At 70.4% G+C, this 20,253-nt stretch carries 18 protein-coding genes; 7 read left to right on the forward strand and 11 right to left on the reverse strand.

Annotation, left to right across the window (positions count from 1 at the left end; genetic code table 11):
- Positions 1 to 26 precede the first annotated feature (26 nt).
- Entirely contained in the window at positions 27 to 560 is a 534-nt protein-coding gene (locus tag ACIBF7_RS23715; RefSeq protein ID WP_246639586.1) for a methylated-DNA--[protein]-cysteine S-methyltransferase, read from the reverse strand.
- Here ACIBF7_RS23715 and ACIBF7_RS23720 point away from each other — a divergent pair.
- Positions 538 to 1,437: a ribonuclease Z gene (locus ACIBF7_RS23720; RefSeq protein ID WP_397198173.1), complete on the forward strand. Its 900-nt coding sequence runs from the start codon at positions 538 to 540 to the stop codon at positions 1,435 to 1,437. The two genes, ACIBF7_RS23715 and ACIBF7_RS23720, sit on opposite strands and share 23 nt — an antisense overlap.
- Before the next feature lie 18 nt (positions 1,438 to 1,455).
- Here the strand turns inward: ACIBF7_RS23720 and ACIBF7_RS23725 are convergent, their stop codons facing one another.
- From ACIBF7_RS23725 to miaB, 3 genes are all read right to left on the reverse strand, one after another.
- Positions 1,456 to 2,202 (reverse strand): isocitrate lyase/phosphoenolpyruvate mutase family protein, encoded by a 747-nt coding sequence (locus tag ACIBF7_RS23725; RefSeq protein WP_397198174.1) that lies wholly within the window; start codon positions 2,200 to 2,202, stop codon positions 1,456 to 1,458.
- 141 nt (positions 2,203 to 2,343) lie between these two features.
- Positions 2,344 to 2,931 (reverse strand): hypothetical protein, encoded by a 588-nt coding sequence (locus tag ACIBF7_RS23730; protein ID WP_148033535.1) that lies wholly within the window; start codon positions 2,929 to 2,931, stop codon positions 2,344 to 2,346.
- 899 nt (positions 2,932 to 3,830) lie between these two features.
- Positions 3,831 to 5,315: a tRNA (N6-isopentenyl adenosine(37)-C2)-methylthiotransferase MiaB gene (gene miaB, locus ACIBF7_RS23735; protein WP_397198175.1), complete on the reverse strand. Its 1,485-nt coding sequence runs from the start codon at positions 5,313 to 5,315 to the stop codon at positions 3,831 to 3,833.
- Between the two features lie 173 nt (positions 5,316 to 5,488).
- Between miaB and ACIBF7_RS23740 the strand changes: the two genes are divergently transcribed.
- The 5 genes from ACIBF7_RS23740 to ACIBF7_RS23760 are packed head-to-tail and all read left to right on the forward strand — an operon-like array spanning position 5,489 to position 10,612.
- Entirely contained in the window at positions 5,489 to 6,208 is a 720-nt protein-coding gene (locus ACIBF7_RS23740; RefSeq protein ID WP_378525167.1) for an amino acid ABC transporter ATP-binding protein, read from the forward strand.
- An 18-nt stretch (positions 6,209 to 6,226) separates the two neighbouring features.
- Entirely contained in the window at positions 6,227 to 7,111 is an 885-nt protein-coding gene (locus ACIBF7_RS23745) for a glutamate ABC transporter substrate-binding protein (protein WP_148033538.1), read from the forward strand.
- 58 nt (positions 7,112 to 7,169) lie between these two features.
- Entirely contained in the window at positions 7,170 to 7,838 is a 669-nt protein-coding gene (locus ACIBF7_RS23750) for an amino acid ABC transporter permease (protein WP_219544157.1), read from the forward strand.
- Positions 7,835 to 8,728 (forward strand): amino acid ABC transporter permease, encoded by an 894-nt coding sequence (locus tag ACIBF7_RS23755; protein WP_219544158.1) that lies wholly within the window; start codon positions 7,835 to 7,837, stop codon positions 8,726 to 8,728. The genes ACIBF7_RS23750 and ACIBF7_RS23755 overlap by 4 nt, the downstream gene beginning before the upstream one ends.
- Before the next feature lie 36 nt (positions 8,729 to 8,764).
- Positions 8,765 to 10,612: a S9 family peptidase gene (locus ACIBF7_RS23760; RefSeq protein WP_397198176.1), complete on the forward strand. Its 1,848-nt coding sequence runs from the start codon at positions 8,765 to 8,767 to the stop codon at positions 10,610 to 10,612.
- Between the two features lie 4 nt (positions 10,613 to 10,616).
- Here the strand turns inward: ACIBF7_RS23760 and rny are convergent, their stop codons facing one another.
- The 5 genes from rny to recA all read right to left on the reverse strand — a co-directional run bounded on the left by rny (position 10,617) and on the right by recA (position 18,636).
- Positions 10,617 to 12,233, reverse strand: a complete 1,617-nt coding sequence (rny, locus tag ACIBF7_RS23765; RefSeq protein WP_148033542.1) for a ribonuclease Y — start codon at positions 12,231 to 12,233, stop codon at positions 10,617 to 10,619.
- Positions 12,234 to 12,536: 303 nt separating this feature from the next.
- Entirely contained in the window at positions 12,537 to 13,835 is a 1,299-nt protein-coding gene (locus ACIBF7_RS23770) for a hypothetical protein (RefSeq protein WP_364228240.1), read from the reverse strand.
- Positions 13,832 to 14,332 carry a SigE family RNA polymerase sigma factor gene (locus ACIBF7_RS23775; protein ID WP_364228238.1) on the reverse strand — a complete coding sequence of 167 codons (501 nt, stop codon included), beginning with the start codon at positions 14,330 to 14,332 and terminating at the stop codon, positions 13,832 to 13,834. The genes ACIBF7_RS23770 and ACIBF7_RS23775 overlap by 4 nt, the downstream gene beginning before the upstream one ends.
- A gap of 249 nt (positions 14,333 to 14,581) precedes the next feature.
- Positions 14,582 to 17,527 carry a recombination regulator RecX gene (recX, locus tag ACIBF7_RS23780; RefSeq protein ID WP_397198177.1) on the reverse strand — a complete coding sequence of 982 codons (2,946 nt, stop codon included), beginning with the start codon at positions 17,525 to 17,527 and terminating at the stop codon, positions 14,582 to 14,584.
- 11 nt (positions 17,528 to 17,538) lie between these two features.
- On the reverse strand, positions 17,539 to 18,636 hold the full coding sequence (gene recA / locus ACIBF7_RS23785; protein WP_148033544.1) for a recombinase RecA: 1,098 nt from the start codon (positions 18,634 to 18,636) through the stop codon (positions 17,539 to 17,541).
- A 221-nt stretch (positions 18,637 to 18,857) separates the two neighbouring features.
- On the opposite strand from recA, the gene ACIBF7_RS23790 reads away from it, so the two are divergent.
- Positions 18,858 to 19,124: a hypothetical protein gene (locus ACIBF7_RS23790; protein WP_148033545.1), complete on the forward strand. Its 267-nt coding sequence runs from the start codon at positions 18,858 to 18,860 to the stop codon at positions 19,122 to 19,124.
- Here the strand turns inward: ACIBF7_RS23790 and ACIBF7_RS23795 are convergent.
- Positions 19,116 to 19,310 carry a DUF3046 domain-containing protein gene (locus tag ACIBF7_RS23795; protein ID WP_148033546.1) on the reverse strand — a complete coding sequence of 65 codons (195 nt, stop codon included), beginning with the start codon at positions 19,308 to 19,310 and terminating at the stop codon, positions 19,116 to 19,118. The genes ACIBF7_RS23790 and ACIBF7_RS23795 overlap by 9 nt on opposite strands.
- A gap of 375 nt (positions 19,311 to 19,685) precedes the next feature.
- Positions 19,686 to 20,174, reverse strand: coding sequence for a VOC family protein (locus ACIBF7_RS23800; protein WP_148033547.1), 489 nt, complete (start codon positions 20,172 to 20,174; stop codon positions 19,686 to 19,688).
- Between the last annotated feature and the right edge of the window lie 79 nt (positions 20,175 to 20,253).

Consider the following 20,253-nt stretch of genomic DNA (forward strand, 5'->3'; position numbering starts at 1 on the left):
GGTCAGCGGTCGCGCCCGGCACCACGTCACAGGTCGAGCAGCGTGGGCTGCAGGTAGCCCTCGTGGGTGAGCAGCCAGCGCTTGGTCTCGACGCCGACCCCGCCGCTGAACCCGCCCAGCCCGTTGCCCGCGACCACCCGGTGGCACGGCACCACGATCGGCAGCGGGTTGGACCCCATGATCGAGCCGATCCCGCGCGCGGGCACGCCGGTGCCGCTGCGCGCCGCCAGCTCGCCGTAGGTCACCGCGGTGCCGTACGGGACCTCGTACAGGGCCTGCAGCACCTCGCGCCGCACGCCCGACGTCAGCCGCCAGTCGATAGGCGTCTCGAACCGCCGCGAAGCACCGGTGAAATAACCACTCAGCTCCTCGACCACGGAACCCGTACGATCCGGGTCATGGACCTCAGGCAGGCCGAGGCGGTCGCGCATCCTGTCACGGACGCCCCACCCCGACGCCACCAGCCCGTCCTCGGTGACGGCCAGCACGAAGGGCCCGACCGGCGTCGGCACCTCCGCGAACGCGACGGTGGTCGTCATGTCGTCTCGTGAACTCGTCATCCTCGGCACCTCCAGCGCGGTCCCCACCCGACACCGTAACCACAACGGCTACCTGTTGCGCTGGGACGGACAGGGTTATCTGTTCGATCCCGGCGAGGGGACCCAGCGGCAGATGCTGCACGCAGGGGTGAGCGCCAGTGACGTCCACTGGATCTGCCTGACGCACTTCCACGGCGACCACTGCCTGGGCGTGCCGGGCGTGATCCAGCGCATCGCGCGCGACAGAGTGCGCCACCCGGTGCGGGCCGTCTTCCCCGCCTCCGGCGCGGACTACTGGCGCAGGCTGCGGCACGCCGCCGTGTTCGCCGACACCGCCGTCATCGAGGAGCACCCTGTCTCCGGCGAGCTGGCCTCCGCCGGCCCGCTGACCGCCCGCCGCCTGTCCCACCCGGTCGAGTCGTACGGATACCGCGTGCAGGAGCCGCCCGGCGTGCGCATGCTGCCCGAGCGGCTGGCCGCCCACGGCATCCGCGGGCCCGAGGTGGGCGAGCTGCAGCGCACCGGCTCGGTGCGCGGCGTGACGCTGGCCCGGTGCAGCGTGCCGAAGCCGGGCCAGGCCGCGGCGTTCGTCATGGACACCCGGCTGTGCGACGCGGTGTTCGAGCTGGCCGACGGGGTCGACCTGCTCGTCATCGAGGCCACGTTCCTGTCGGGCGAGCAGGCGCTGGCCAAGGAGTACGGGCACCTGACCGCGTTCGAGGCGGGGCTGGTGGCCGCCCAAGCGGGGGTGCGGCGGCTGGTGCTCACGCACTTCTCCGAGCGCTACACGTTCGCGGACGAGCCCGTGTTCCTGGAAGAGGTGCGGCGCTCCTTCGACGGGGAGGTCTTCCTGGCGCGCGACCTGACGCGGGTCCCGGTGCCGCGCCGCCGCCGCTGACACGCTCTCGTCCTGTGGTCACTCGTAGGGGCTGCGGCCCTCGCTCACGGCGCCGATCATGCCGACGGCGTACGCGTGGGCCGCCCGGTGCAGGCCGTGGCCGTAGCTGACCCGGGCCACGCCCAGCTCCGCCAGCCTGGCCAGGCTCGGCGCGCCCGGCTTGAACAGGATGTTGACCGGGCCGTCCACCTCGTCCACCAGCGCCCCGATCTCGTCCTCGGCCGACAGCCCGATCGGGTAGACGCAGTCGGCGCCCGCCTCCAGGTAACGCCGGGCCCGCGCCACCGCGTCGGCGCACCCGCCGCCGTCGCGGACGAGGTAGGTGTCGATCCTGGCGTTGACGACGAGCGCCGGTCCCGCCGCGGCGCGCACCGCCGCCAGGAAAGCGGCCTGCTCGTCCGGATCGACCAGTTCTCCGGTACGGGGGTCGGAATCCTCCAGGTTGCAGCCCGCGGCGCCGGTCTCCAGCAGCCGCCCGGCCAGCTCGGCCGGGTCCAGCCCGTATCCGCGCTCCATGTCGGCCGTCACCGGCACGTCCACCACCCGGACGACGCGGGACACGGCGGCCAGCATCTCGGCCACCGGCGTCGCCTCGCCGTCCTCGTAGCCCAGCACGCGCGCCACCGCGGCGCTCCCGGTCGCCACCGCCGGGAAGCCGGCCTCCCGGACGGCCGTCGCGGACGCGGCGTCCCAGGCGTTCGGCAGGATCAACGGCTTTCCCGGCACGTGCAGGGCACGCAGTGCCGCCGCCTTCTCAATGGTCATGGCCGGAACCATAGGAAGGCGGGGCCGGTGGCTGTAGGTCCAATGCCCGCGAGAACCGGCAAGCCACTTCAGGTTTCTCAGAAGGCGCGGGGTGCGTCCGGAGGGTGAACGGCCGCGTCCCGCGCCACCGTGCTCGTGGTGTCAGCAGCCACTCTTGGCGCACTGGCCGCCGACGGTGCCGGCCGGGCCGTCCGCCGGGTTGTCGCCCTCGTCGGAGGGCGGCGGCTTGGCCGCGGTCGTGGGCTTCTTGCCGCTGTCGCCCTGCTTCGCGGCGGTTTCCTGCTTGGCGCCGTCGCCCTTGCTCGCGGTGCTCTTGTCCGACGAGCCGGCGCGGGTGTCACGGGTGTCGCCCGACGTGTCACCCGATGTGTCGCCAACGGAGGCGTCGCCCATCTCGGCGGCCTCCTCTTCGGGCAGGCCGGTGTCGGCGTCGCCCATGGTGGCCTCGTCGGCGGCCGCCTCGTCCTGCAGCGGCTCGCCCTCGCTGCCGGTCTCGCCGGCGCCCTGCTCGGGCCCCGCCTGCCGGCTCTGCTGGGTGGGCGTGCCCGTCTCTCCGGACCCGGCGGTCAGCGCGTAGCCGACGCCGCCCACGGCCATCGCCGCCACGAGTACGGACGCGGCGATGACGGTGATCTTTTTCTTCTTGCTCGGCCTGTTCCTGGCGGCCCGGCGGCCCTCGCCTGGCCCGTTGAGGATCTCAAGACGATCCGGCTCGGTCGGATCTTGCATGGTGTTACAGCTCCCTGCGGTCGTATCGGGAAAGCTCTCCGGCTTCCGCGGGCGATGGACCACACTAGCCGCAACAGCCGAATGCTCGCGCAACAATCACAAAGGAATCACGACTTGTCCCCCCAAGGTCCTATTCGCCCAGGTCGACGCCACCGCCTCGCCCCCGTCGCCGCGGTCACCGCCGTCCTGGCCATCGCCACGGCGGGAATTCTCCTCGCGTTCACCGGCCCGCGAATGCACCCTCGCAAATCCGCCCCGGAAATCGATCAGGAAAGCCCGCTTTTCGATCAATCCCGCCGCACGCCCACACCCACGTGGACGTCCATTCCACCGCCCCATTCAGCCAGCCCAGAACCCCCGGCTCCCGTGACGAGCATCACCAGCGAAACCCCCTGGCTCCACCCCATCCCACCACCAAGGGCAACACCCTCGTCCCACCCAGGAGACGCCACCAGGCGCCCGGCAGACGTCCCAGAACGCCAGCCCTCCACCCGAGATCGCCAAGGCCCCCGTGTCCAACCCCGCACCCACCGCCCCGAACCCCGGGAACGTTCCAGCACCCACACACCGAACGACAACACCAGCACCGGCGAGGCGGTCACACTCACCACCGCCCCCTCACCCACCCCCGAGCCCCAGCCCAAGGCCCAGACCCCACCAGGACTCCCCGCCCCCGACCCCTGCGCAACCTTCCACGACTTCCGCCGCGCAGCCTGCTACGAGGCCCTCAAGAGCCTAGGAAACTGATCACCCAAGGCGAGCCCGCAACTCAGGAACTACGGCGGGCAGAGCAGGCCGAAGGCTTGCTATCGGCGCCCAGCCCGAGGGGTTTCCCCAAAAAGCCCTTAAGATCTTGATCTTTTACGGCGCGACCCACCCGAGCCAAGCCCACCCGACGATCAGCGAGCGGAACAGCCCGAAGAAGAAGGAGAAGTCGCCGGCCGGCCGATGGTGGGCATACCGAGGAGCACTCCGGACGGCTGGGGAGACACACGCGCCTGCCAGGCGTCACCCGCACGCGTGCGGCGCAGCTCGCGGACCGCCCCGTCGGCGACCAGGTGGTGCGGGGCCGCGTACGTGACCTCGACCGTGACCATGTCGCCCGGACGCGGCGTCTCCTCGCCCACGGCGAAGTGGACCAGGCGGTTGTCGGGCGCGCGGCCGGAAAGGCGGCGGGTGGCCTCGTCCTTGCGGCCTTCGCCCTCGGCGACCAGGATCTCCAGCGTGCGGCCGACCTGCTTCTTGTTCTCCGCCCAGGAGATCTCCTCCTGGAGGGCGACCAGCCGCTCGTAGCGCTCCTGGACGACCTCCTTGGGGATCTGGTCGTCCATGGTGGCGGCGGGGGTGCCCGGCCTGATCGAGTACTGGAAGGTGAAGGCGTTGGCGAAGCGGCTCTCCCGTACGACGTCGAGGGTCGCCTGGAAGTCGTCCTCGGTCTCGCCGGGGAAGCCGACGATGATGTCGGTGGAGATGGCCGCGTCGGGCATGGCGGCGCGGACCCGCTCGATGATGCCGAGGTAGCGCTCGGCGCGGTAGGAGCGGCGCATGGCCTTGAGCACCCGGTCGGAGCCCGACTGGAGCGGCATGTGGAGCTGGTGCATGACGTTGGGCGTCTCGGCCATGGCGGCGATGACGTCGTCGGTGAACGCGGCCGGATGCGGCGAGGTGAACCGGACCCGCTCAAGGCCCTCGACGTCGCCGCAGGCGCGCAGCAGCTTGCCGAAGGCGAGCCGGTCGCCGAACTCGACCCCGTAGGTGTTGACGTTCTGGCCGAGCAGGGTGACTTCGAGGACGCCCTGGTCGACGAGGGTGCGCACCTCGGCGAGGACGTCGCCGGGCCGGCGGTCCTTCTCCTTGCCGCGCAGCGACGGGACGATGCAGAAGGTGCAGGTGTTGTTGCAGCCGACCGAGATGGCCACCCAGGCGGCGTAGGCGGACTCGCGCCTGGTGGGGAGCGTGGAGGGGAAGACCTCCAGCGACTCCTTCAGCTCGACCTGCGCCTCGCCCTCGATGCGGGCGCGCTCCAGCAGCACGGGCAGGGAGCCGATGTTGTGGGTGCCGAACACCACGTCGACCCAGGGCGCCTTGCGGACGATCTCGCCCTGGTCCTTCTGCGCGAGGCAGCCGCCGACGGCGATCTGCATGCGCGGGTTGCGGACCTTGGCGGGCCGCAGATGGCCGAGGTTGCCGTAGAGGCGGTTGTCGGCGTTCTCGCGGACGGCGCAGGTGTTGAAGACCACGACGTCGGCGGTCTCGCCTTCGGTCACGGCGACGTAGCCGGCGCCTTCCAGCAGGCCGGACAGCCGCTCGGAGTCGTGCACGTTCATCTGGCACCCGTACGTGCGGACCTCGTACGTGCGGGGGCTCTCCTGGGTCACAGTCATGGCATGAACAAGGGTAGTCGTTATGAGCCCTGCGCCAGCCGTACGCTTTCAAAAGACCAGCTTGACTGCCTGATGTGATCGGATCGGTACCGCCTGGTTAGTGACCAGCGTCCTTCGTGCCTCTACCGTTTGGGTCCATGACGGAGAACGGGGACGCCACTCCACTCGTGCAGATGGAGCACGTCAACAAGCACTTCGGGGCGCTGCACGTCCTGAAGGACATCAACTTGACCGTCTCACGTGGCGAGGTCCTGGTCGTCATCGGCCCGTCCGGCGGCGGCAAGTCGACGCTCTGCCGGACGATCAACCGGCTGGAGACGATCGACGACGGCAGGATCGTCTTCGACGGCCAGGTGCTGCCGGCGGAGGGCAAGGCGCTGGCCAGGTTGCGCTCCGACGTCGGGATGGTGTTCCAGTCGTTCAACCTGTTCGCCCACAAGACCATCCGGGAGAACGTGACGCTGGGCCCGGTCAAGGTCCGCCGCCAGGCCAAGGACGCCGCCGACAAGCGCGCCATGGAGCTGCTGGAGCGGGTCGGCATCGCGGCCCAGGCGGACAAGTATCCCGCCCAGCTCTCCGGCGGCCAGCAGCAGCGCGTCGCCATCGCCAGGGCGCTGGCCATGGACCCGAAGATGATCCTGTTCGACGAGCCGACCTCCGCGCTGGACCCCGAGATGGTGCAGGAGGTGCTCGACGTCATGATCGGGCTGGCGCGTGACGGGATGACGATGATGGTCGTCACCCACGAGATGGGCTTCGCCCGCAGGGCCGCCAACCGGGTCGTGTTCATGGCCGACGGGCAGGTCGTCGAGGAGAACACCCCTGACGAGTTCTTCACCAACGCGCAGACCGACCGGGCGCGTGACTTCCTTTCGAAGATCCTCACGCACTGACTAACGAGGCAGGTACACATGCACATGCGTCGAATGGGAGCGGTGCTCGCCGCGTTCGCCATGGCGGGCGCGCTGACCGCTTGCGGCGGCGATGACGCTGGAGGCGGCGGCGACGGCGGCGGCTCCTACGCCACCGTGATCGACAAGATCAAGGGTGGCGGCACCGTGGTCGTCGGCACCAAGTGGGACCAGCCGAGCCTGGGTCTGAAGACCGGGCCCGAGCCGGAGGGCTTTGACGTCGACGTTGCCAAGGCCGTGCTCAAGGAGCTCAACGGCGGCACCGACGTCAAGGTCGAGTGGAAGGAGTCGGCCTCGTCCAACCGCGAGCCGTTCCTGCAGAACGGCACCGTCGACATCATCTTCGCCACCTACTCGATCACCGAGGAGCGCAAGGGCAAGGTCACCTTCGGCGGCCCGTACGTGATCTCGCACCAGGACATCATGGTGCGCAAGGACGACACGTCGATCAACACCCCGCAGGACCTCAAGGGCAAGCGCATCTGCAAGGCCGCGGGCTCCAACTCCTACAAGCGCATCACCGACCCGCCGCCGGACGGCGAGCTCGACATCGACGCCACCACCGTCGACGCGGCGAACTACTCGGAGTGCGTGCAGAAGCTCAACGGCAGCAACCTCGACGCCGTCACCACCGACGACCTGATCCTGGCGGGCTTCGCCAAGCAGGCGGGCGGCAACTTCAAGGTGCTGGGCCAGGGCTTCACCGACGAGAAGTACGGCGTCGGCCTGAAGAAGGGCGACACCGCGACCTGCGAGGCCGTCAACACCGCGATCAAGACGCTGTGGGACAACGGCCAGATGAAGACCATGCTGGACAAGTGGTTCGGCGGCATCGAGGGCCTGCCGCTCTCGACCGAGGCACCGCCGGCCGAGGGTTGCGCCTGATCATGTCGTAGGCGGCGGCCGGGATCCCGGCCGCCGCCCTCCTATGCGGTGGAGCACGATGGACGAACTAATCAAGTACGCGCCCGTCCTCGCGGAAGGCTTCCTGGAGAACGTCAAGCTCTCCCTCGTGGCCGCGGTCGCCTCCCTCATCCTGGGCACGATCCTCGTGGGGATGCGGGTCTCGCCGACGCCGGTGCTGCGTGCGGCCGCCACCGTCTACGTCAACGTGGTGCGCAACACGCCGCTGACGCTGGTGCTGGCGTTCTCCGCGCTGGGCCTGAGCGACCAGCTCGGCCTGGTGTTCTCCCAGGAGCCGAGCGTCAACTCGTTCTGGATCGTCGCGATGGGCCTGTCGTTCTACACCGCGTCGTTCGTGTGCGAGGCGCTGCGGGCCGGCATCAACACGGTGCCCCTGGGCCAGGCCGAGGCGGCGCGGTCGATCGGGTTGTCGTTCTTCCAGTCCCTGCGGCTGATCATCCTGCCGCAGGCGTTCCGGGCCGTCATCGCCCCGCTGGGCAGCGTGATGATCGCCATGATCAAGAACACCACGGTCGCGACGGCCGGCGGCTACCTCGCCGACGCGGCCGCCACCATGAAGGAGGTCTTCGACACCACCGGCGCGTCGATCCCCATCTTCATCGGGATCGTCATCGCGTTCATGGCCCTGACCATGCCCATCGGCTACTTCACCGGTTGGTTGTCCCGACGTCTGGCGGTGGCCCGATGAACCTTTCCGTCCTGTTCGACACCCCGGGCCCGCGCGGGCGGGTGCGCAACCACCTGCTCACCGCGGTCAGCGTGCTGGTCGTGGGCGGCATCGCCTACTGGGTCTATCTGGGCTTCGACGCCAAGGGCCAGTTCGAGGGGAAGATCTGGGAGCCGTTCCTCGACCCCTACACCTGGCAGACGTGGATCCTGCCCGGCCTGGCCGGCACGCTGCGGGCCGCCGCGCTGGCCGCGGTGCTCGCGCTCGCGTTCGGCGCGATCTTCGGTCTGGCGCGGTTGTCCGACCACGCCTGGATCCGGATCCCGGCCGGGCTGGTGGTCGAGGTCTTCCGGGCCATCCCGCTGCTGCTGCTGATCTTCTTCATCTTCTACCTGGCGCCGACCGTGATGGGCGGCGGCGACTACGCGTTCATGGCCGTGGTGCTCGGCCTGACCCTCTACAACGGGTCGGTGCTGGCCGAGGTCGTCCGGGCCGGCGTGCTCTCGGTGCCGAAGGGCCAGGCGGAGGCCGCGTACGCGGTCGGCATGCGCAAGAACCAGGTGATGCGGCTGGTGCTGCTGCCGCAGGCGGTCACGGCCATGATGCCGGCGATCGTCAGCCAGCTCGTGGTGCTGCTCAAGGACACCGCGCTCGGCTACATCATCGCCTACGTCGACCTGCTCAACACCGGCTTCAAGATCCTGCCGGCGGTGTTCTTCGGCTCGCTGATCCCGGCGGCCATCGTCATCGGCATCATCTACGTCGGGCTCAACATGGCGCTCAGCTACCTGGCCCACTGGCTGGAACGCCGCAGCAGGCGCAGCCGCAAGACGGCGGCGCCCCCGGTGGCGCCCCCCGGCGCGGAGGCGATCGGCCTGCGCTCCGGCGGCGGGCTCGACAGCACCGACTGACTCACGAGCGGCGGGGATTTCCGGCAGGATGCGGGTATGCCCGCCGCTCTGTGGCCCTCACCCATCTCCACCTCCGACGTCGCCCGGGCGGCGGTTCGTCCGGCCTGGCCCGTCGTGTCCGGCGGCGCCGCCTGGTGGACGGAGGACCGCCCCGGCGAGGGCGGGCGCACCACGATCGTGCGCCTCACCGCCGACGGCGCCCGGACCGAGCTGCTGCCGCCGCCGTGGAACGCCCGCACCCGCGTGCACGAGTACGGCGGCCGCCCCTACGCCGTCACGCCCGGCGGCGACGTCGTCTTCACCGAGCTGACCGACCAGCGGCTCCACACCCTCGACCGGTCGGGCGAGATCAGGCCGCTCACTGCCGAGGGCGACCGCTACGCCGACCTGATGGTCCGCGACGACCAGGTGTGGTGCGTCCGCGAACGCCACCTCGACGGCGGCAAGGTCTCACGGTCGATCGTGTCCGTCCCGGTGGCCGGGGGCGAGGCCGCCGAGCAGGTCACGGGCCACGACTTCTACGCCTTCCCCACGCTCTCCCCCGACGGCCGGCTGCTCGCGTACGTGTGCTGGAACCATCCCCGGATGCCGTGGCACGGCACCGAGCTGCGCGTCACCCGCCTGTCCGACGGCGAGACGTGGACCGTGGCCGGCGGCCCCTCGGAGTCCGTCCTGGCGCCCCAGTGGCGCGACGACGGCCGTCTCTACCTGATCTCCGACCGCTCCGGCTGGTGGAACCTGTACGCGGCCGACATCGGCGGCGGCGAGCCGGAGCCGCTCTGCCCGCGCGAGGAGGAGTTCGCCTGGCCGCTGTGGTATCTGGGCGGCCTCCCGTACGCGGTCCTCGCCGACGGCCGGCTCGCCGTCCTGCACGGGCGCGGCGACCTGCGGCTCGGCGTGCTCGACCCGCTCACGGGCATCCTCACCGACCTGGACACCCCGTTCCCGGGGTGGGCGCCGACGCTGGCCGCCGACGGCACCTCCGTCCTCGGCATCGGGTACGGCCCGGCGACCCCGATGTCCGTGACCCGGGTGACCACGGCCATCGGAACCCCCGGCGGGATCGAGGTGCTGGCTGCTGACCCCGGCGGCCTACCCGACCCGGCCTACCTGCCGGAGCCTCGGGCGGTGACGCTGCCGGGCGAGGACGGCCGGGAGGTGCACGCGTTCCTGTATCCGCCCGCGCATCCGGACCACGCCGCCGACGGACCTCACCCGTACGTGATCTTCGTGCACGGCGGGCCGACCGCGCACGCCACCACCGCGCTCGACCTCGGCAAGGCGTTCCTGACCTCGCGCGGCATCGGCGTGCTCGACGTCAACTACGGCGGCTCCACCGGTTACGGCCGCGCCTACCGCGAGTCGCTGAAAGGGCAGTGGGGGCTGGCGGACGTCGCCGACACCGTGGCCGCCGCCCGCTGGCTGGCCGCCGAAGGGCACGCCGACCCCGGCCGGATCGCAGTCAGGGGCGGCAGCGCGGGCGGCTGGACCGTGATGGCGGCCTGCTGCCGGTCCGGCGCGTTCGCCGGCGGCGTCTCGTACTACGGGGTGAGCGCCCTGGGCCCGCTCAACGCGCACACCCACGACTTCGAATCCCGCTACGTGGAGTGGCTCGTCGGCCCCGAGGACCCCCAGCTGTACGCCGAACGCGAACCGCTCGCCCTGGCCGGCGGCGTCTCCTGCCCGATGCTGCTGCTCCAGGGGCTCGACGACCCGGTGGTGCCGCCGGAGCAGTCGGCCGCCTTCGCGGAAACGCTGTCGGAACGCGGCATCCCCTGCACCTACCTGGCCTTCGACGGCGAGGCGCACGGCTTCCGCCGCACCGAGACCCGCTCCACCGCGCTCGCCGCCGAGCTCGCCTTCTACCAGCAGATCTTCCGGTGAGAGGTCAGCGCGCGAACTCGGTCGCCCGCGACTCCCGCACCACCGTGATCCGGATCTGCCCCGGATAGGTGAGCTCCTCCTCCACCTGCTTGGCCACGTCGCGGGCGATCACCTGCGCCTGGATGTCGTCGATCGCGTCCGGCTTGACCATCACCCGGATCTCCCGCCCGGCCTGCATGGCGAAGACCTTCTCCACGCCGTCGTAGGACTGCGCGATCTCCTCCAGCCGCTCCAGCCGCTTCACGTACGCCTCCAGCGACTCGCGGCGGGCGCCGGGACGGCTGCCGCTGATGGCGTCGGCCGCCTGGGTGAGCACCGCCTCGACGGTGCGCACCTCCACCTCGTTGTGGTGCGCCTCGATGGCGTGCACCACGTCCTCCTGCTCGCCGTAGCGGCGCGCGATCTCCGCGCCGATCAGCGCGTGGCTGCCCTCCACCTCGTGGGTGAGCGCCTTGCCGATGTCGTGCAGCAGCGCGCAGCGCTTCATGAGCGTCTGGTCGAGCTTGAGCTCGGCGGCCATGATGCCAGCGATGTGGGCGGACTCGATGAGGTGCTTGAGCACGTTCTGTCCGTAGGAGGTGCGGTAGCGGAGCTGGCCGAGCAGCAGCACCAGCTCCGGGTGCATGTCGGTGAGGCCCAGCTCGACCAGCGCGTCCTCGCCGGCGCGGGCGCACAGCTCCTGCACCTCGGCGCGGCTGCGGTCGTGCGCCTCCTCGATGCGCTGCGGGTGGATCCGCCCGTCGAGCACCAGCTTCTCCAGCGTGAGCCGCGCCGTCTCCCTGCGAACCGGATCGAAACACGACAGAAGCACCGCTTCTGGGGTGTCGTCGATGATCAGGTTGACGCCGGTGGTCGACTCGAACGCCCGGATGTTGCGGCCCTCACGGCCGATGATGCGGCCCTTCATCTCGTCGCCCGGCAGGTGCAGCACGCTGACGACCGACTCCGCGGTCTGCTCGGTCGCCATCCGCTGCACCGCCAGCGTCACGATCTTGGTGGCGCGCTTCTCGCCCTCGCGGCGCGCCTCGCCCTCGATCTCCCGTACGATCAGCGCCGCCTCGCGCTTGGCCTGGTGTTCGATGTCGCGCACCAGCTCGGCCCTGGCCTGCTCGCCGGTCAGCCCGGCCACCCGTTCCAGGATGACCCGCCGTTCCTCCTCCACCTTCAGCAGCTCGGCCCGCCGGTCGGCCAGCTCGATCTCCGTCTCGGCGAGCTTGCGGTCGCGCTCGGCCTGCCGCCTGGCCTCCTCGTCGAGCCGCTGCTCCCGCTCGGCCAGCCGCTGCTCCCTGCGCTCCAGGTCGGTGCGGAGCTCCTTGAGCTCCGACTTCAGGATCCGGCTCTCCTCCTCGACCTCCCGCCGCATCTGCGCCGCGCTCTCCGCCGCCGCCTCGGACCTGCGCAGGATCTCCTCGGCGTCGGACTCGGCCCTGTCGCGGATCTGGCCCGCCTCCGTACGAGCCTGCTCCAGCTCGTCGTGAACGGCCTCCAACTGCTCCGGAGAGGGCTTGGCGCCTCTCGGGACACCGCCCGAGGTGCGCCTGACGACGATGAAGAGGGCTGCCATCATCCCGCAGGTCAGTACGAGCACCGCCACCGACAGCACTACGACAAGCGGCCCCATGTACGCCCCGCCCTCCTCGCGTCGTCAACACCCACAAACGCGGCCCTCGCACGGGAGGGTCACGGGCGCGGCACGGAAAGCCCCGGGACAGCTATCAAGCACAGGCCGACTTCGTGCCGACCGCAACAGCCGGCACCTCGTCCGCCTCGATCAACCAAACTCGCTCGTATGTCGTTCACCGGTATGGCAATCCGCACTGCGCGGAGTAACTCCTCACTGCCGTCGAGGTTATGCGTCGAACAGGTCACGAGCAAGCAAACGACTCACCAAGCGTGTCTTACCCGCCACCTCCGTCTTCCCTCGTCAGCCGATCCTGTCCAGGTTGATGATCTGATATTCGCCGGGCAACCGGTGAACGACGAGTGGGCCCTGGGCGGACCTGAGCCGGACGACGGCGGCGCCGCCCTCCTTGCCGGGCGAGTGCTCCAGGTGCGCCGACCTGCCCGTCCGCACGTCGTACATGACCTGCCCGTCCGTGAACCGGTCCAGGCGTCCGGTCGTGAACCGGTCGGCGGCCAGCTCCGCGTGGGCCCCCGGTGGCAGGTCGAGTTCTTCCGAGCCGTCGCGCATCCGGTGGAAGCCGCTGCGGTCCTGTCGGATGCCCGCGCAATGGGTCAGCCCGCAACGGACATACTGCTCGCCCGGATGGACGACGGCCGTGCTCGCCTCGCCTGTCTCGGCGTTGAGCAGCCGCTGGAAGCTGGGCTCGTTGTCCGGCGTGTACTCGCCCGGCGTACCCACCCACGGCCAGCGCAGGATGTGGTGCCGCTCCGCTCCCGGCACCGGCGTGGGGGCGCCGCCCTTGACGGGGACGGTGTAGACGCCGCCGTCCTCTACCAGTGAGAAGGCCAGTCGGTCACCGTCCACGGCGAAGACGTCGGACCGGCCGCGGATCGTCTCCGTCATGCGGATCTCCCGCGGCTCGCCGCCTCGGAGGGGCACCCACCAGAACCGGGAGGCGCCGTTGTCGCCGAACGCCTCGAAGTAGACGCGGTCGCCGACCACCTGGAAGCCGTCGGCGTACTTGCCCATGGAGGTGCGGATGGTAGTGATCTTGCGGGTCTTCCGGGTCTCGACGTCGTAGGCGTAGATCGCGTTGGCCTGCTCGTGACCGGCCCAGGTCTCCACCAGGAGGGTGCGGTCGTCGATGAACGCCTGCGGGTGGAACTCGCGGCCGTTCGGAAGCTTGTCCGGGATCCGCCACACCGCCTCCGGCCAGACCTTCTCCAGGGCGGGCGGGATCTTCGCCGGCGGCTGCCGATCTCCCTGCGGCGGCCCGCCGGACGTCGCCTCGGGCTCCCCTGGCTGGTCCGTCTGGAACGGCCCGCCCGGCGTCGTCTCGGGCTCCCTCGCATCCCTCGGGATCTCGATCTCGGACCGCCCCGATGCCGGGCCGGAGTCGTTCCCGGCGCCCCGAACCACCGCCCCGACACCGCCAGCGATCACCACCACCGCCACGGCCGCGATCAGCGCCTGCCCGCGCGCCCGCCGCTTCCGCGACCGCGTCACCATCCGCCCCGACAGATCGGACGGCGCCCGCGGCGCGCGCTCCGCGGCCTTCCCCAGCGCCCGGCGGAGGCCGTCCTCCAGCTCCGTGCTCATGACGACCTCCCGTTCGCCGATGCGGATCGGGCCACGACGGCCCGCAACTTGCCCAAGCCGAGCGAGGCGTGACTACGCACCGTCCCCTGCGAGATCCCCAGCACCCGGGCGATCTCCGCGTCGGTCAGCTGCTCGTAGTAACGCAGCACCAGCACCACCCGCTGCTTACGCGGCAGCCCTTCCAGCGCCCGCCACAGCCCGTACTCGCCATCGGACGGTGGCGCGTCCACGTACGACTCCTCCGGCGGATCCCACGCCAGCCGCTCCCTGCGGCGTAACCGCCAGACGCTGATGTGCAGCCTGGCCATGATCACCCGCGTGTAGCTCTCCGGGTCCTGCTTCCGCCGCACCCTCGGCCAGGCCCGGTGCAGCCTGATGAGGGCCTCCTGCGTCAGGTCGGCCGCATCGTGCGGGTTGCCGCTGAGCACGTACCCGTAACGCAGCAACGCGTCGGCCCGCTCGGCGACGAACTCCGCGAACCACGACTCGTCGTCCAAATGATCTTCACCTTCTTCGTAGCCTCCCTCTCCAGACGGCCACACAGGTGAATTCGTTGAACAGCGACGAATCTCCCGGCGACTCGGTACGGGGCCACGCAAGAAACCCTGCCGGGCTCCAGCCCCCGCCCAGGACCTGTACCACTGCCGGAGACCGGCTTCGCCGAGGTCACCCGCCGCCAGGGCCACGAATACGCGACCTCGACGCATCACCGGCCTACGGGTACTCGTGCTTGACGCACCACCGGCCTACGGGTACTCGTCCTCGACCTCGACGCCCTCCTGCTCCAGAGCCTCCCGGATCACCCGGAACGACAGCCCTGGCGGGTAGCCCTTTCTCGCGAGCATGCCGGCCAGGCGGCGAGTGCGGACCTTGGAGTCCAGGGAGCGAGTGGAGGGCAGCTTCCGCTCCACGAGGCGGCGGGCGGTCTCCTCCTCCTGATCCGGATCGAGCCGCTCGACGGCGTCCTTCACCGTCTCCTGGTCGACCCCGCGATGCCGCAACTCGTTGGCCAGAGCCCGCTTGGCCAGGCCCCGGCCATGGTGCCGGGAGTCGACCCAGGCCTCGGCGAACGCCTCGTCGTTGATGAGCCCCAGCTCGGTGAACCGGTCGAGCACCGACTCCGCCACCTCGTCGGGCACCTCCCGCTTCCGCATCGCCTCGGCCAGTTGCGCCCGCGTCTTGGGCGCCATGGTGAGCAGCCGCAGGCAGATCGCCCGCGCCACCGCCTCAGGATCGGCCGGCGGCGCCGCTGCCGCTCCCGAACCGGCATCCGGCCCATCAGCCGGCCATCCCCGCCCGGCCTTCCGTCCGGACCGCCTCCCCTTACGCCCCTTCTTCGCCTTCTCCCCGGAACCCGGCTCCACCCCCGGCGTCGCCCAGAACTCCGTGCCCGCAGCCGACTCCCCCACACGAGTTCCGGTCCCTGCGTCCGACACCCCGGCAGAAGTCCCGGTCCCTGCGTCCGACACCCCCGCAGAAGCCCAGGTCCCCCCGTCCGATGCCCCGCCCGGAGCCCTGATTCCCCCATCCGCCGACACCGCGTCGCCCGGCACCTCACCATCCCCTACCGACGCCGCACCACCATCCGACACCTCACCCGAGGCATCCTCCAGCGGGACCGCACCACCTCTCAACGCCTCACCAGAGGCATCCCTCGACAGAACTGCACCGCCGCCCGTCGCCTCACCGGACGCATCCTCCAGCGTGACCGCACCACCGCTCAACGCCTCACCAGATGCATCCGCCGACGGAATCGCACCACTGCCCAGCGGCTCAGCTGACGCCGTGCCACGGCCTGGCATCCCATCGGACGCGGAGTGGGAAGCCGCCGCACCACCGTCCTGCTCATCGAGGGCAGCGTCGGGAGAAAGAGAGGACTCCCCACCTCCGTCAGGCCTCCCCTCCTCTGCGGTCTGCCCAGGCCGCGAGGCACTCACGACGGACGCGACGCTTCTCCCGGACATGACCTGCGGCGTTCCACGCGAATCCGCGTCGTCCGGGCCGCCCTCCTCACCGTGGAACGCAGGCCGAGGGTCTGCGGCTTCAGCGTCGGAGCCTGCGGGGGGAGGAAGCATGTCATCGGAGTTCACAACGGATTCCCGCTGACGACGGCGCTGCTCGCGCCACTCTTCAGGCGAAGGCCAACCACCGCTCCCACCACTCGTCGCCGGAGAAGACCTCTTCCTCGAAACCCCCTGATCAGTCAACCCATCGCCTCGCCGGAAAACCGAACCGGCCCGCTCCCCGCCCGAGCGCCCACCGCCGACCCGTCTTTCAGCAGCAGCACCGCCACCGGCCCGTTCCCCAGACGAAGCACCATCAGCCCGCACCCGATCGAAAGCATCATCGGCCCTTACCGGGTTGTAAGGACCATCGACCCGCACCACATCGGAAGAGCCGTCAGACGGTTCCTCACCGGAGGCATCATCACCCCAAGCCTCGCTTAAAGGACCGTCAGACCGTTCCTCACCTGAACCACCATCGGCCCGCACCCCGCTGAAAGCACCATCGACCCGCACCACATCGGAAGAGCCGTCGGACCGTTCATCACGGGAAGCACCATCGCCCCGAGCCTCGCTGAAAGGACCGTCAGACTCCCCGCGGGCAACACCATCGTCCCGAGCCTCACTGGAAGGACCGTCAGACTCCGCGCCCGAATCACCATCGGCCCGAGCCCCACTAGTAAGTCCGTCACCCGGCTCCGCTGCGGAGGATCCGCTGACGGCTCCCGATGTGAAGCCAGGCACGGAAAGAGCCTCCTGGGAGACCACCCGCCCCTCTATCGGCTGAGCCTCCAGAGAGCCCCCTTCGGACACTAGAGACTCACGCCGCGCCTCCGAGGACGGTCCCTCGTCAACCCCCTCCGACGTGAAGGATCCATCCACAGGTCGCCCCGCCGTATCCGGATCCCGCCGGAACTCCTCCGGGGACAACCCCATGGGCGCCTGCCCGCGGACAGCTTCAGACCGCCCCACTCCGCGCCTCTCCACGGACAGCTCTTCACCAACCTGCCCCCGTACGAAGAAGTTTCCCCCAGGCTGCCCCGAAGCGTCCCGATCGTCCCGTCGCTCTTCCAGGGACGCCTCCCGCTCCCGTACGGAGAAGCCACCCGCCGCTCGATCCGCCCGCCCCTCCAGGGACAGCTCTTCACCAACCCGTCCCCGTACGGAGGAGTTGCCCTCAGACTGCCCCGCAGCGGCCGGATCGTCCCGTGGCGCCTCCGGGGAAGCCTCCTCGGAGGCCCGCTCCCGTACGGAGAAGCCACCCGCCGCTCGACCTGCCCGCCCCTCCAGGGACAGCTCTTCACCAACCTGCCCCCGCACGGAGGAGTTGCCCGCAGACCACCCCGCAGCGGCCTGTCGCCCCTCCTGGGACACCTCCTCAGCGGCCCGCTCCCGCACGGAGAAACCACCAGCCGCCCGCCCCTCCAGGGACAGCTCTTCACCGGCCCGCTTCCCGGATTCACCCTCAGCAGGAGCCGGATCGCCCCAGAAGGGGTGGCTTTGCTGGGATTCGCCCGCGGGCCGTGTCCACCAGGTGTCTTCAGGCGGCGGCTGCTCCCCCGGGGCGCGGCCGCCGAAGAAAGGGTGGCGCCCGCCGGGTGGGGCGCCCTCGGATGAGGGTCGCCGGGGTTTGCGGCGGGATGAGGCCGGGGCGCCCCGGTCGCGGGGCGCCGGATCCGTGTCACTCATGCGCCGACCGATCAGACGTCACCAGGCTTCGGCGTGGACTTGGAGCCGCGGCCGGACGCGGCGGGCGCCTTGGCGGGCGCGGGAGGCGCGGGGGCCTCGGCGGGCTCGTCGAGGCGCGGGCCCACGCCCAGCTTGTCCTTGATCTTCTTCTCGATCTCGTTGGCCATGTCGGGGTGGTTGCGCAGGAAGTTGCGCGCGTTCTCCTTGCCCTGGCCGAGCTGGTCGCCCTCGTAGGTGTACCAGGCGCCGGACTTGCGGACGAAGCCGTGCTCGACGCCCATGTCGATGAGGCCGCCCTCGCGGGAGACGCCCACCCCGTAGAGGATGTCGAAGTCGGCCACCCGGAAGGGCGGGGCCATCTTGTTCTTGACCACCTTGACGCGGGTCCGGTTGCCGACCGCTTCGGTGCCGTCCTTGAGGGTCTCGATGCGGCGGATGTCGAGGCGGACCGAGGCGTAGAACTTGAGCGCCTTGCCACCGGTCGTGGTCTCGGGGCTGCCGAACATCACGCCGATCTTCTCGCGGAGCTGGTTGATGAAGATGGCGGTGGTGCCGGTGCTGCTGAGCGCGCCCGCGACCTTGCGCAGGGCCTGGGACATCAGGCGGGCCTGGAGGCCGACGTGGCTGTCGCCCATCTCGCCCTCGATCTCGGCCTTGGGCACCAGGGCGGCCACCGAGTCGATGACGATGATGTCGACGGCGCCGGACCTGATCAGCATGTCGGCGATCTCCAGCGCCTGCTCGCCGGTGTCGGGCTGGGAGACCAGCAGGGCGTCGGTGTCGACGCCGAGCTTCTTGGCGTATTCGGGGTCGAGGGCGTGCTCGGCGTCGATGAACGCCGCGATGCCGCCGGCCCGCTGCGCGTTGGCCACCGCGTGCAGCGCGATGGTGGTCTTGCCGGAGGACTCCGGACCGTAGATCTCGACGATCCTGCCGCGCGGCAGGCCGCCGATGCCGAGCGCGACGTCGAGGGAGATCGACCCGGTCGGGATCACCTCGATGGGGGCTCGGGCGTCATCACCGAGGCGCATGACGGAACCCTTGCCGAACTGCCGCTCGATCTGGGCGAGGGCGGTCTCGAGGGCCTTCTCGCGGTCGTTGATAGCCATGGGAGCTCCCTCTGGAGGGTCGTGGTCGGAATCAGTCGAGTGAAAGCTACGGTCTGCCACCGACATTTTCCCGGAAGCGGTCGTGGAAGACGTGGCCCGGCGAGCCCATCGTAGCCGAACGGCTGTTCGATCACACGCACGTCCGCGAGGAAGTCCGCCCGCGCCCGGATGCGTTCCCGCAGCCTGGGGAGACTCCTGGGAAGAGGGCAGGAGGTGACCACGTGGCGAGCTCGTACACCAGCGAACGGCGCGCTCATCTGCAGGGCCTCGCCGAGGTGCTCCCTCGCCACGGGCTGGTGAGCCGGATGGTGGGCGAGGAGGAGCCGCTGTTGTGGGTGTGGCATCCGCACACGAGCAGGCAGACCCTGGTCTTCGCCACGCCGTCGGAGCGGGGCTGGCTGTTTCTCTGGGCGCCCGGCGGCACGGGCGGCGCCGACGACCTCGATCGCACGGCGCGCGCTCTGAGGGAGACGCTGGGCTCAGCGTAGCCGGGGGGAGACGTCCTCGACCTGGCAGACGGCCCGCCAGACGGTCTTGGCGCTCTCGCCGTCGGCCAGCGCCTGCACCACGGTGCGCCCGCCGAGCGGCGCGATCACGTAGTCACGCGCCCACGACTCGGCGTAGGTGTCGCCGAAGTGCAGGCGCATCCTTCTCCAGAACTCAGTCAGGCGCATCACTCAAGTATGGATCGGCCCCGGGAGTGGGTAGGACGCAACGGGAACGTGAACGACCTGCGTATCACCCGCCTTCGAACCACGGCATCGGCATGTGCCGGAGACCCGGAAGGGAGGAAGCGCGGATCCCCCCGCCGGCTGAGGCAGGCGGTCCCCCTCCGCGCGACTCTGATGGCGAAGACCGCGAAACCCTCACCCCCCAAGTCAGTCAAGGCCAAGGCCAACAGGGCGAAGCGCCGCCACTTACTGTCATTGCGGCGCGAGGCCGTACGGAAGGAGAAGGCGGAGAGGTCCGAGCGGCATGCCGGGATCCGGCAGGAGCCGCGGGCGGGCCGTCCGCGCACGCGCCGCGCGTCGCGGCGTTAGATCACGGCGTCACAGCACACGCGCGCCGTACATCTCACCGAGATGGTCGGCGAGCAGCTCCAGCCGGGCGCCGTCGGGGTCCTTGAAGTAGATGGAGGCGCCGCTCTCGATCTGGTGCGGCACGCCGGCCATCTCCAGCTTCCCGCGCAGCCGCTCCCAGGTGGCGGGGTCGACGGAGATCGCGATGTGGTGGAGGCCGCCGAGCACCTCCTGGTAAGGGCCGAGGTCGAGGCCGGGGAGGTCGAAGAAGGCCAGCAGGTTGCCGTTGCCGAGGTCGAAGAAGAAGTGGCTCGAGCCCTTGTAGTCGCGGTTCTCGAAGATCTCCGTCAGCGGGAACTCCAGCAGCTCCTGGTAGAACTTGACGGTGCGTTCCACGTCCGACGACAACAGGGCGATGTGGTGCAGGCCGCGCGCGCTGGACGAGGGCCGGCGCGCTAAGAGGTAGCGCCGCCTGATCTCCTCGCGGCGGGCCTCGACGGCCGCGTGGTCGATGGTCACGGTCGGTGTATGTCCGCCCGCGCGCCCGCTCAATCACGCGGCCCGGCCGCAATGCGTTTTCTGTCGGTGGCGCGAGGCA

The sequence above is a fragment of the Nonomuraea sp. NPDC050478 genome, assembly GCF_044458265.1.
Lineage (GTDB): Bacteria > Actinomycetota > Actinomycetes > Streptosporangiales > Streptosporangiaceae > Nonomuraea > Nonomuraea ferruginea.

Coding starts and splice junctions, on each gene's coding strand:
- ACIBF7_RS23745 (WP_148033538.1), top strand. CDS start 6,227: ATGCACATGCGTCGAATGGGAGCGGTGCTCGCCGCGTTCGCCATGGCG.
- recX (WP_397198177.1), bottom strand. CDS start 17,527: ATGAGTGACACGGATCCGGCGCCCCGCGACCGGGGCGCCCCGGCCTCA.
- ACIBF7_RS23740 (WP_378525167.1), top strand. CDS start 5,489: ATGGAGCACGTCAACAAGCACTTCGGGGCGCTGCACGTCCTGAAGGAC.
- ACIBF7_RS23715 (WP_246639586.1), bottom strand. CDS start 560: ATGACGAGTTCACGAGACGACATGACGACCACCGTCGCGTTCGCGGAG.
- ACIBF7_RS23760 (WP_397198176.1), top strand. CDS start 8,765: ATGCCCGCCGCTCTGTGGCCCTCACCCATCTCCACCTCCGACGTCGCC.
- ACIBF7_RS23755 (WP_219544158.1), top strand. CDS start 7,835: ATGAACCTTTCCGTCCTGTTCGACACCCCGGGCCCGCGCGGGCGGGTG.
- ACIBF7_RS23725 (WP_397198174.1), bottom strand. CDS start 2,202: ATGACCATTGAGAAGGCGGCGGCACTGCGTGCCCTGCACGTGCCGGGA.
- miaB (WP_397198175.1), bottom strand. CDS start 5,315: ATGACTGTGACCCAGGAGAGCCCCCGCACGTACGAGGTCCGCACGTAC.
- ACIBF7_RS23770 (WP_364228240.1), bottom strand. CDS start 13,835: ATGAGCACGGAGCTGGAGGACGGCCTCCGCCGGGCGCTGGGGAAGGCC.
- recA (WP_148033544.1), bottom strand. CDS start 18,636: ATGGCTATCAACGACCGCGAGAAGGCCCTCGAGACCGCCCTCGCCCAG.
- ACIBF7_RS23795 (WP_148033546.1), bottom strand. CDS start 19,310: ATGCGCCTGACTGAGTTCTGGAGAAGGATGCGCCTGCACTTCGGCGAC.
- ACIBF7_RS23750 (WP_219544157.1), top strand. CDS start 7,170: ATGGACGAACTAATCAAGTACGCGCCCGTCCTCGCGGAAGGCTTCCTG.
- ACIBF7_RS23730 (WP_148033535.1), bottom strand. CDS start 2,931: ATGCAAGATCCGACCGAGCCGGATCGTCTTGAGATCCTCAACGGGCCA.
- ACIBF7_RS23720 (WP_397198173.1), top strand. CDS start 538: ATGTCGTCTCGTGAACTCGTCATCCTCGGCACCTCCAGCGCGGTCCCC.
- rny (WP_148033542.1), bottom strand. CDS start 12,233: ATGGGGCCGCTTGTCGTAGTGCTGTCGGTGGCGGTGCTCGTACTGACC.